Below are 12,403 nucleotides of genomic sequence, written 5' to 3' on the forward strand. Positions count from 1 at the left end.
TATTCTTGTAACGAATATCATATTTTTAATTCTATAAAATTATATGTTTTTTTCATAAATTTATTTGATATACTTAAATTTAGCTATCCATTAAAGTTATTGTTCTCTATCGATTAAATTTTATAAAGAATACTAATTTATTTATCTAAATTTTACAAATATTTATATATTCTTCCAAAGTTATATTACCATAATTTTTAAGGCCTTCTAAAATTTCATCTTCATGAATTATCTTAAGAAGCTTTAACTCCTCATCTAATATATAAAATGTATTAAATTTACTTTTATCTAACATTCTCATTACATCGAGTAGCTCATTTTTATAGAATACTGATATTGTTTTATTTTCAATAAAATTATACTTTTCAAGCTTCCTTCTTTTTTTAATAATATCTCCCATTATTATATACATTGTCCACTTTTTTTCTAATATGGTAGAATAAATTATTAATATTCCAATTAAAAATAAGCTTATGTTTACTCTATGTAAAAATATCATTATGAGAAACAATATTATAAAACATGTGGAAAAAAAATAACTTACATATGTAGTTATTTTCTTTGATTTCATATATGAAATATATTTTGAAAATATCAACTCTAAAATTCTTGATCCATCTAAAGGATAAGCTGGAATTAAATTAAATATAAAAAGACTAAAATTAACACTATAACAAACCTCTAACAAGCTAAAAGATGTTACTTTATATAAACAAAACAAACTTACTCCTAAAAATAAATTCATAGTTGGACCGCTTAAATACAATATAAGTTTTTCCTTATCTAAAAGATCCTCAATATTTGTAATTTCAGCTTTTGCTCCAGTTAATCCAAACTCTAAAGCAGAAAGCTTGCATCCTAATCTATTTCCAACAAAAATATGTGTAAACTCATGAAGTATTATAGATATAACTCCAATTAAAACCTTACTTTCAAAACTAATTGCAAGTAATAATAGTATAAATTCTATAATAATTAATTTATAAGATTTTCTCATTTAAAACTCCAAACTTAAAATTCTTATATATCTTTTTTATTTTCAATTAGTTTTTTCTTAAATTCATTAAAAACATCAAAAACTTTAGACTCATCTAAATTATATCCACTTGCTATAACTTCCTTTGCATTTGAATAAACTTTATTTCCAGCATCATATGGTAAATGTTTCAAAGCCATCATTAAAACAAATAAAGTTAATGCCCCTATAAATTGAACTAATAATACATTTAATATGGTGCCCTTTCTTTTCCTTTTGTTTCCATAACCAATAGTTTTTATCCCTTTATTGTCAAAAGATTTATATCTATTATTTTTTCCTCTTAAGTTTTCATAATAATTTTCATATAATCTCTTATAACTTCCCATACATTCTCCTTTTCCTTGTTACTTCTATTACTTTATTTATATTTATTAAATATATGTTTTATGAAAATATATGCTTTAAAACTTATATCTTAAATGTGAAATATAATGTTTTATTTCTATTAATAATGTAAATGTATTATGTATTATATTGAATTAAAATAACATTAGTAATAAACTTTTGTTGTAAACGTTATCTGTGGAAAATAAAATACTAACCCTTTAAGGAAGTGGAATTATGTTAACTAAAAAAATATCTAAATTTATTGTAATGGCTTCAATAACCTTCGGCTGTTTATTAGGTCCATTAGCATTAAATGCTTTTGCTTGTACAACTGTAGTTGTAGGAAAATCTGCTACTGCAGATGGTTCAACTATCGCAGCTCGTAATGAAGATGCAAAGACTGCTTGGGATAAAAGATTTGTTGTACACAAAAGAAAAGTATCAAAAACACATAAAACTTATAAGTCAAATGGAAATGGATTTACATGTACTTTACCAAAGGTACAATACAAATATACAGCAACTCCTGAATGGACTCAAAAAGATGGCCAATATGAAGAAGATGGAATTAATGAATATGGAGTTGCAATGAGTGCTACTGAAAGTGCTACTGCAAATGATAAAGCATTAAAAGCTGATCCTTTAATAAAAAATGGAATAGGTGAAGATTCTATGGTATCTGTAATCTTACCTTACATAAAAAGTGCAAGAGAAGGTGTTGAAAGACTTGGTAAAATAGTAGAAAAAAAAGGTTCTGCTGAAGTTAATGGTGTTATCTTCTCTGATAAAAAAGAAGTTTGGTATATGGAGATAGGTTCAGGACATCATTGGGTTGCAGTAAGAGTTCCAGATTCTTGTTATGCTGTAATTCCAAATAAATTATGTATAGATAAAGTAAATTTAAATGATAAAAAGAACTTTTTAGGTTCAAAAGACTTAGTTAAGTTTGCGAAAGAAAAAGGATTATATAATCCTAAAGAAGATAAATATTTTAGTTTCAAAAAAGCCTTTGGAACTAATAATGCTGAAGATGCTCAATATAATAACCCAAGAATTTGGGATGGTCAAAGAATATTAACTCCTTCTGTAAAACAAAATATTACAGATAAAGATTTCAAGATGTTTATGAAACCAGATGAAAAAATAAAAATTTCTGATGTAGAAAAGGTTTTAAAATCTCACTTTAATGGAACTGAATATGACCCTTACGGAAAATATGTTGGTAAATATAGACCTATAAATGTTGCTTATACAATGGAATCTCATATTTTACAATGTAGACCAAATCTTCCAAGTGATATTGGATGTATTCATTGGTTAGCCCTTGGCATTCCAGAAACTAGTGTTTATGTTCCTTTTTATTCAGGAATAAAACAAACTCCAAAAGCATATAGAGAAGGAACAGATACACCTGATTTCACTTCTGCTTATTGGATTTATAGAACAACAGGTGCATTAACTACCCCTTATTATTCTGAATATTTAAGCAAATACACTAAACCACAATTAGATGCTATAGAAAATAAATTAACTTCTAGCCTAAAAGAAAGTGATGAACATGCATTAAAACTTTACAAGAGAAGTCATAAAAAAGCTGAGGATTATATGACTAGACATTGTACAAGAATGGCTGAATACTCACTAAAAAAAGTTAATGAATTAAATGGGACTTTAATTAAAGCAACAACTGCTAAAACTCCTGTTCATCATAATTCAAACCTATAACTTTTATAAATATGAAATTGCATAATATTTATCTAAATATTATATAATTTATAAAATTTTAAATATTAATATTATTAATTTTTAACTAAAACCTTTAGGCTGTAACAAAATAATTTTGTTGCAGCCTATATTTATAATCTAATTAACTCTATATTTAGATGGTGATACTCCAAATTTCTTTTTGAATACATAACTAAAATAATTTGCCTCTGTGTACCCAACCTTTTTAGCTATAATATAAAACTTATAATCAGTAGTATTTAATAAATTTAAGGCAGCATCTAAACGCACTGTATTTACGTAATCTGTAAAACTTGTACCTGCTTCACGTTTAAATATAGTAGAAAAATATGTTGGACTAACATACAAATGCTTACAAATCTTTTCTACTGATATATCGCTATTATTATAATTTTCACATATATACTGCTTAGCTTTTTCTATAATAAATTTAGAAGAATTTAAATGATCTTTTCTTATTAAATTATTTATTTTTATAGCTTTTTCTATAAACCATTCCTTAGCATTTTCTATTGAATTAAACTTGTCCAAATGACTATAACAATTAAAATCTTCATAAAAAATATTTTCTATATCTAAATTATATGTTTTTACAAGTTTTAATAAAGCTATAGTTATCTCTATTAAATATATTTTATATTTATTAAATGGCAAAAGTAAATTTTCTATTCTAAAAAATAGATTTTTTATTATTTCTTTAATTTCATTTGTTGATTTAACTTTAATTGCATTTAACAATTCCCTTTCGTCATTCTCATCAAATTGCAATTGTAATGACTTATTAAAATCAAAATCATTTATATAAATTGCTTTTCCACTTCCTAAAACTAACCTATAATGAATAGCAGATTTAGCTAATTTATAAGAAAATTTTAAACTTGAGTGATTTTCAATTACTTTACCAACTCCTGCCGATATGCTTTCCCCTATAATAGACTTAACTACTTTACACGTCTCATTAATTCCTTCAATAAACTTAAATACATCTTCTTTCTTATCAAAATTACATATTAAAACTACATCTCCCATATACATAAAACTTATACAGTTAATATACTTTTTCATAATATCATCGGATATTTGTTTAATTGATATATCTATTAAATTATCTTTCTTTGCAAATTCTTCATTATTTTCATATAAAAAATTATCAGCATGTATAACTGCTACTGAGTAAAATTTAGAATTAAATTTTATACCAACTTTTTTTCCTTCATCATTTAATCTTTCATAGATTATTCTTCCTTCTATTAATTCAATCAAAAACTTCTCTCTTAAAAGTGGTAAACTCTCAATATAATATTTATATAGTTTTTCTATATTTTTCTTTTCAGCATATTCTTTATCTAATTTATTTTTTAATTCTTCTAATATTTCTATTAACTCATTAAATTTTAAAGGTTTTAAAAGATAAGCTAAAGGATTTATCTTTATAGCCTTATGTATATACTCAAACTCATTTGAACATGATAAAATTATAATTTTTGTATTTGGCATAACTTCCTTTATCTTTTCTCCAAATTCTATTCCATCCATAAGTGGCATTTTTGTATCTGTTATTATTATATCCGGCTTAAGTATTTTTGCCTTTTCAAAAGCATCTATTCCATTTCTCCCTTCTCCAACAACTACAAATCCATATTTTCCCCAATCTATTTTATTTATAATATTTTTGCGAATCTCCCTCTCATCATCAACTATCAAAACCTTATATAACTCCATAACCTACCCCTTAGTATTTCATTTTATTTACATATAATTAAATTATTCCCACAGATAAATTATCCCATTATATTCCATATTATTCAATATTATATTTTATTTTAGACTAAATATTTTTTAATATGTATTTATTTTTATATAAACTAGCTGTTTTATATATTCTTAAATATACATATAAGATTTTATTAAAAATTCTAAAAATATTATGCATAAAATAAAAAGGTAGGTAAAATTTAAATTTTACCTACCTTAAATATTTTTATTATTTTTAAATTTAAAGAATAACTCCAAACATAATAGCTAACCCTAATGCTATTAGTAATCCAGTAATAACTTTGTCCATTGTTTCTACTGATACATCAATACTTCCATATAAAGTATCTCTAACTCCCTGCTTTTTATCATCGGAAGAATTTTCTAAAATCTCTTTTTGATTTTCTTTTTGCATATATTATCTCCCTTTGTTACTTTTTAGCTAAATATTTTCTTACATCAAGTGAAACTGCAACTATTATAATTAATCCTCTAATTATAAATTGCCAATAAGCATTAACCCCTATGAAGTTTAATCCATAGTTTATAACTTGAAGAAGCACTGTACCTATAAGAACTCCTGGTATAGTTCCAACTCCACCAGTAAATGATACTCCTCCAACTACACAAGCTGATATTGCATCAAGTTCATAGTTAAATCCTGTGCTAGTAGTTGTAGAACCAGCTCTTGCTGCTTCTAAAAATCCTGCCATACCATAAAGTATTCCTGAAATAATAAATATTATCATAATATTTTTAGCTAAGTTTACTCCAGATACTGCTGCAGCTTCTGGATTTCCACCAATAGCAAACATATTTTTTCCAAGTTTTGTTTTATTCCAAATAAACCACATAATTAATGCTATAATTGCTAAATAAAAAATTAAATATGGTATTTCAATTGCTCCTAAATTTAAAGATCCTGTTACAAAATTTGTATATCTTTCATCTAAGTTAGCAACTGGTTGTGCTCCAAGTGGTGGTCTATCAATATATAAACAAGATGCACCATAAGCAATAAGCTGAGTTCCTAAAGTAATTATAAATGCATGTACCTTTAATTTTGCAACACCAAACCCATTAATAGCACCAAATAATGCTCCTATTAAAATTGCTATAATTAATGGAACAACTAATGGTAACACCGGTAAGTCTGGATACATTCTTGCAGCATATGTTGAAGATTGTAATAATGAAGCTGAAACTATTGCAGTAAATCCTAAAATACGTCCTGCTGAAAGGTCAGTTCCTTGTAATACTATAAGACCTGCAACTCCTAATGCTAAAATACCACGAGTTGATGCCTGACTTAAAATATTAGTAAGATTTTTTAATGATAAAAATGATGGTTCTTTTATTACAAAGAAAACTATCATCATTGCTAACACTATATACAATGCATAATTAACCAAAAAATTGGTTACTTTTTCTTTATTAATTTTTGTGTTTTCCATACCTTCTCCCCCTAAAAGCTCTAAATGTACTTAGCAGCTAATTCCATAATTTTTTCTTGATCAAGATTATTTGTATCTTCTATACCTGCAACTTTACCATTTGACATAACAAGAATCCTATCACAAATTCCAAGTAATTCTGGCATTTCAGAAGAAACAACAATTATTCCCTTTCCCTTATTAGCTAAATCTATAATTAATTGATATATTTCATATTTAGCACCAACATCAATTCCTCTTGTAGGCTCATCTAATAATAATACTTCTGGATTAGTTAATAGCCATCTACCAATAATAACTTTTTGTTGATTTCCTCCAGATAAAGTTTTTATTTGAGTTTTTTGGCTAGGAGTTTTAACTCTCATACTATCAATAACCCATTTCGTATCATCTACCATTTTTTTATTGTTTAATACACCATATTTACTATAGTTATCTATATTTGCAATCATAGTATTAAATTTTATGTCAAGTCCTCCAAAAATTCCTGTTGATCTACGTTCCTCTGTTAATAAAGCAAATCCATTTTTTATAGCAGTTCTTGAATCTTTATTATTAACTGGCTTACCATGTAAAATAACTTCTCCATCACTATGACGTGCAATTCCAAAAATCGTTTCTAAAAGTTCTGTTCTTTTAGAACCTACAAGTCCAGCTACACCTAATATTTCACCTTTTCTTAGTTTAAAAGAAGCATTTTGAACAGAAGGCTGATATGTTCCTGTAAGATTTTTAACTTCCATTATAACTTCACTTGGTTTATTAGTTTTTGGTGGAAAACGATTAGTTAAATCTCTACCAACCATTAATTTTATTATTTTATCTGTAGTTAAATCCTTTGATGGAATGGTATCAATCCATTTTCCATCTCTCATAATTGTTACATCATCAGATATTTTTAATATTTCTTCCATTTTATGAGATATATATATAATTCCGCATCCTTTTTTTCTAAGTCTATTAATAATCTTAAAAAGATGATTTACCTCTTCTTGAGTTAATGATGAAGTAGGTTCATCAAGTACTAATATCTTAGCATTGTAAGAAGCTGCTTTTGCTATTTCTACCATCTGTCTTTGAGAAACAGATAACTTTGCCATTTTTATTTTAGGATCTATATCCATATCTAATTCTTCAAATATCTTCTTTGTTTCTTCATACATTTTTTTATGGTTTACAATACCCTTACTACCTGGATATCTTCCAAGCCAAATGTTATCCATTACATCTCTTTGTAATACTTGGTTTAATTCTTGATGTACCATGGATACTCCATTTTCCATTGCTTGTTTAGGATTTGAAAATTTGCATTTTTCTCCATTTATAAGTATTTCTCCATCATCTTCTATATAAACTCCAAAGAGACATTTCATTAAAGTTGATTTTCCTGCTCCATTTTCCCCCATCAAAGCATGTACAGTACCAGGACGTACTTTAAGTTGTACAGAATCTAAAGCTTTTACTCCAGGAAAGCTCTTGCATATGTTATTCATTTCTAATATATACTTTGTATTTTCCATAACTTTAGTTATCACCACTTTTCTGCTTATTTTAAGTTGCACTATATTAATTACTTAATATAGTGCAACTACTTCTTTAAACTATAAAATTATTTTTTAGTATATTCTTGATATGGTATACGTACTGCAACACCTGTGTCATCAAATTTATAATCTGTTCCTTCAATTGCACTCTTACCCTCTACTAAATTCATACCACATTTATAAAGAGCATTTGCCATTGCTGGAGCATCTTGAAGAACTGAACCTGTCATAAAACCTTTACCAATAAGATCTTGTGCTGCCTCTGTAGCATCAACTCCAACTACTGGAATTGTCTTTTTCTTGTCACCTTTGTTATAACCTTGAGCTTGTAATGCAGCAATAGCTCCTTGAGCCATACCGTCATTATTTGCAATTACAGCTTCAATTTTGTCACCATGTCTTGAAAGCCATGCTTCCATAGCATTTTGTGCTGCACCTTGTTCCCAATTACAAACTTGAAGAGCTAATTCTTTTGTTTTTATACCAGCATCATTAATTGTAGATACTGAGTATTTAGTTCTTGCAATAGCTTCTGGATTATCTGGTTCTCCTTTTAACATTACATATTGCATTACTCCATCGCCATTTTTATCTAATTTCTTATTATTTTTCCATTCATTTACAAGGATTTTACCTTGTAATATTCCAGCTTCTTTAGCATTTGTTCCAACAAACATAGATTTTTCATAAGATTTAACTGCATCTGGTGTAGCAGGCTCTCTGTTAAATAAAACTACTGGAACATCTTCAGCTTTAATTTTATCTATAACTGTTTGTGCTGCTCCTGTATCAACTAAATTAACCATTAAAAGATCAGTATCTTTTTGTAATAATGTATCTATACTATCATTTTGTGTAGCTTGGTCACCTTTTCCATCATAAAAAGTAAATTCTACCTTTCCTTCATTTTCTGATTGAATTTTTTCTAAGCTTTGACGAACTGTTGAAATATAAGTATCATCAAACTTATATAAACATACACCAACTTTTACAGGCTTGCCTGAACTAGCTGCTCCCTCTTCTGTTTTGCCTTTGTCTCCTCCACATCCAGCAAGGATGCCTCCAACCATCATTGTAGCCATTGCCATGGCAACTAATTTTTTAATTTTTCTCATACTAATCCCCCATTTAAATAATTATTTTTTAGTATTGTAACCCTTTTATTACGTTTTCATTATAGGAATTTTTTAACTATTATTCCATACAAAATTCTTAACACTTCTATCGAAATTCTACTGTATTTAATTATTTTTAATTAAAAAAGGTGATTTTTATATATAATAAAAATCACCTTTTTTATAATATTTCTAAAATCTAATTTTCTTTCTTCTCATACCTACATTTAAAACTAATCCTATTGACATTACTGTAGTAAGTAGTGAACTACCTCCATAACTTATAAGAGGTAATGTTATACCTGTTATTGGTAATAACCCTATTGTCATTCCAATATTTTGTAAAATAGCAAATAGGAAATATGAAACTATTCCAACACATATAATTGAACCAAATATATCCTTTGAAGTTCTTGCTATATTTATCATTCTGCTTATTAAAAATCCATAAAGAACTAATAATAATATAACTCCTATTAATCCCCATTGCTCTGCTATTGCTGCAAATATAAAATCAGTTTGTACTTCTGGAACATGTTGTGCTGCATATCCTGAAGTAGCATCATTTGCCATTGACGGCCTGTTTCCTAAAATTCCACCAGAACCAATAGCTATTAATGATTGACTTAAGTGATATCCTGACCCTGCCATATTTGCTTCTGGATTCATAAATGATGTTATTCTTGTTTTTTGGTAATTTTCTATAAGTCCTGAGTTCCACACAAGAACTATACCAATAACCAATGATAAAAGACCACCACCAATTACTTTAATATCTAATCCTGCAATATAAAATATTCCAAGAACTATAAAGAAACAAACCATTGTCATTCCCATATCTGGTTGTACAATAATGAAAACAACTGGAACTGCTGCATAAAAAACAAGGGTGAAGAAATTTCTTAAATTATTTATTTCCAAATCCATTTCTTCTAATTTTTTTGCAAGCATAAGTATCATACCTATCTTCGCAATTTCCGCTGGCTGGAGGGATACTGGACCGAATACAAGCCAACCCTTAGCTCCTCCTCTAACTGATCCTAAAAATCTTGTTGCAATAAGTAATAAAACTCCTCCCCAATAAAATATTGGTACATAATTATAAATTACTCTATAATCAACAGCCATAAATATGTAAAGTGCTATAAGAGATGCAACAAACCAAATTAACTGTCTTTTAGCAAAAAAGAAACCGCGCTCTCCTTTTGTACAAAGATATATATTTAAGATACCAAAAAGTACTAATGCTATTGTACAAAATAGTAATACTTTATCTATATCTCTTATTTTCTTAAAATCTAATTTGTATTTGTCATAACTTCCTCTTCTATCAAATAGCAAGTCTCCTCTTAACAAAATCTTTCACCTCCCGAAAAACCTGTATTTCTATTATATATCATAAAAGATTTATTCTCTATAATAAATCTTTTATAAAAAGAAAAAATAATAAATTTTTAATAATAACTATAAAAAAACTGTATATTTAAATATACAGTTTTTTAATTTAATATATTTTATTTTTTCCTTAACGTCCTCTTATATTTTTAATAGGAATATTTGCAACTAATGATGAAGCTGCTTCTCCCTCTTCAATATCACTTTTACTTACTGATATTTCTACATCTTCAGCTGAAATTTCTATATACTTTGAAAGTACCTCTAATATTTCCATTCTAATTTTCTCTAAAGTTTCTGCTGGAAGATTTCCTCTATCATGAATAAGTATTAACTTAAGCCTATCTTTAGCAATATCTTTTGGTTTAGGTCTATTTGTAAAACTACTAAAGAACCCCATTTCAAATACCCCCTATTTACGCTTGAATAACTTCATTATAGATCCAAAGAAACCTTGAGGTTCTTCATTTAAATCCATAAAAGGTACTTTTTCACCAGTTATTCTCTTTGCTATATTTCTAAAAGCTTCTCCAGCTCTTGCTGATTCTTCTAAAACTATTGGTTCTCCTTTATTTGTGGAAACAGTTATTTCCTTGTCATCAGGTACAACTCCAATAAGTTCAATTGAAAGTGTTTCAATTATATCACTTACATCAAGCATATCTCCTCTTTGAGTCATAGCATAATTCATTCTATTTATAATAACAGAATGATCCTCTAATCCTTTTGCATCAAGTTTACCAATTACTCTATCAGCATCTCTAACTGATGTTATTTCTGGATTTACTACAACTATTGCTTTATCAGCTCCAACTACTGAATTTTCAAAACCTTGTTCTATACCTGCAGGAGAATCTATTATTACATAATCAAAATCTTCCTTTAATTCTTTTACAATCTTAAGCATTTGTTGTGCACTTATATCATCTTTATCTCTTGTTTGAGCTGTTGGTAAAAGACATAAATTAGGAAATCTTTTATCCTTAATTAAGGCTTGCTTTAATCTACATCTTCCTTCTAAAACATCAATTATAGTATATACTATTCTATTTTCTAATCCCATTAATACATCTAAATTTCTAAGTCCTGTATCTCCATCAACAACAACAACTTTTTTGCCAAGTGCAGCTAATGCCGTACCAATATTAGCTGTTGTTGTAGTTTTTCCTACTCCACCTTTTCCTGATGTAATTACAATAGATACTCCCATTTAACAATCCCTCCAAGTTTTAATAAATATATTTATTCGGTAAATACGGTTCTACTATTATTGCCCCATCTTTTATTTTTGCCACTTCTGGGAACTCTGGCTTTTCTGTATCTGGTGATAATGCTATAACATCTGCAATTTTCAAAATTTCTGGTTGAAGACTAAAGGATGCAATTATCGCCTTGGAATTTCCATTAGAGCCTGCACTAACATTCCCCTTTATACTTCCTAAAACAATAATGTTTCCAGTTACTATAACTTCTGCTCCACTATTTACATCACCAACTATAACAATGTTTCCATTATAGTTTATACACTGTCCACTTCTTACTGTTTTTCTCAAAAACTTTGTTCTACCTTCATATACTCCTGAAAAAATTTTTTTCTCTTTATCTTTTTCTTTACATATTTCATCTTGTAATATAATGTCTTTTATTTCTATCTCATCAAACAACACTTCTTTAAGATGTGTTAGATTTTTCTCATTAATTGAATTTAGGCTAGTACTTATTGTTAAAGTTGAATTTTTATAAAAACGCTTTCCTTTTGATAGCTTTTCTATTAAATTTTCAAGCATTTCTTCAAAACTACTAAACTTATTCATATTTATAATAGCACTTAAACCACTTCTATTACCTTTTATAATTATTTTATCATCCATTATTGGTTTCCCTCCACCAATTTCTATCACTATACATTATTCTACAAAACATAATAAATTCCTTCTACTATTATAGCATTAAAATGTAAGTATTTGTAGTTTAGTTTTTTCTTTAAAGATAAAAAACAACATTAGATATATAGTAATCTAATGTTGT

General features: G+C 27.3%; 12 protein-coding genes. 1 reads left to right on the forward strand and 11 read right to left on the reverse strand.

Features of this window, described 5'->3' with window-relative positions:
* Positions 1–145: 145 nt before the first annotated feature.
* Positions 146–997, reverse strand: coding sequence for a site-2 protease family protein (locus J2Z53_RS10155; RefSeq protein WP_209797383.1), 852 nt, complete (start codon positions 995–997; stop codon positions 146–148).
* Between the two features lie 23 nt (positions 998–1,020).
* A complete protein-coding gene (locus tag J2Z53_RS10160) occupies positions 1,021–1,365 on the reverse strand; it encodes a hypothetical protein (protein ID WP_209797384.1) in 345 nt (114 codons plus the stop codon).
* A 235-nt stretch (positions 1,366–1,600) separates the two neighbouring features.
* Between J2Z53_RS10160 and J2Z53_RS10165 the strand changes: the two genes are divergently transcribed.
* Entirely contained in the window at positions 1,601–3,091 is a 1,491-nt protein-coding gene (locus J2Z53_RS10165) for a C69 family dipeptidase (RefSeq protein WP_209797385.1), read from the forward strand.
* A 138-nt stretch (positions 3,092–3,229) separates the two neighbouring features.
* Here the strand turns inward: J2Z53_RS10165 and J2Z53_RS10170 are convergent, their stop codons facing one another.
* From J2Z53_RS10170 to minC, 9 genes are all read right to left on the reverse strand, one after another.
* The gene (locus tag J2Z53_RS10170; RefSeq protein WP_209797386.1) at positions 3,230–4,834 is read right to left on the reverse strand and encodes a response regulator; all 1,605 of its coding nucleotides are present in this window, start codon (positions 4,832–4,834) and stop codon (positions 3,230–3,232) included.
* A gap of 274 nt (positions 4,835–5,108) precedes the next feature.
* Positions 5,109–5,282 carry a hypothetical protein gene (locus J2Z53_RS10175; protein ID WP_209797387.1) on the reverse strand — a complete coding sequence of 58 codons (174 nt, stop codon included), beginning with the start codon at positions 5,280–5,282 and terminating at the stop codon, positions 5,109–5,111.
* Positions 5,283–5,298: 16 nt separating this feature from the next.
* Positions 5,299–6,321, reverse strand: a complete 1,023-nt coding sequence (gene mglC / locus J2Z53_RS10180) for a galactose/methyl galactoside ABC transporter permease MglC (protein ID WP_209797388.1) — start codon at positions 6,319–6,321, stop codon at positions 5,299–5,301.
* Positions 6,322–6,341: 20 nt separating this feature from the next.
* Positions 6,342–7,841, reverse strand: a complete 1,500-nt coding sequence (gene mglA / locus J2Z53_RS10185) for a galactose/methyl galactoside ABC transporter ATP-binding protein MglA (RefSeq protein WP_209797473.1) — start codon at positions 7,839–7,841, stop codon at positions 6,342–6,344.
* Between the two features lie 89 nt (positions 7,842–7,930).
* Positions 7,931–8,980 (reverse strand): galactose ABC transporter substrate-binding protein, encoded by a 1,050-nt coding sequence (locus tag J2Z53_RS10190; protein ID WP_209797389.1) that lies wholly within the window; start codon positions 8,978–8,980, stop codon positions 7,931–7,933.
* Positions 8,981–9,172: 192 nt separating this feature from the next.
* Entirely contained in the window at positions 9,173–10,336 is a 1,164-nt protein-coding gene (rodA, locus tag J2Z53_RS10195) for a rod shape-determining protein RodA (RefSeq protein WP_209797390.1), read from the reverse strand.
* 169 nt (positions 10,337–10,505) lie between these two features.
* Entirely contained in the window at positions 10,506–10,775 is a 270-nt protein-coding gene (gene minE / locus J2Z53_RS10200) for a cell division topological specificity factor MinE (protein ID WP_209797391.1), read from the reverse strand.
* A 12-nt stretch (positions 10,776–10,787) separates the two neighbouring features.
* A complete protein-coding gene (gene minD, locus J2Z53_RS10205; RefSeq protein WP_209797392.1) occupies positions 10,788–11,585 on the reverse strand; it encodes a septum site-determining protein MinD in 798 nt (265 codons plus the stop codon).
* Positions 11,586–11,604: 19 nt separating this feature from the next.
* Complete coding sequence (gene minC / locus J2Z53_RS10210; RefSeq protein WP_209797474.1) at positions 11,605–12,249, reverse strand: septum site-determining protein MinC; 645 nt, start codon at positions 12,247–12,249, stop codon at positions 11,605–11,607.
* Positions 12,250–12,403: the final 154 nt, after the last annotated feature.

Source organism: Clostridium moniliforme (assembly GCF_017873235.1).
Lineage (GTDB): Bacteria > Bacillota > Clostridia > Clostridiales > Clostridiaceae > Clostridium > Clostridium moniliforme.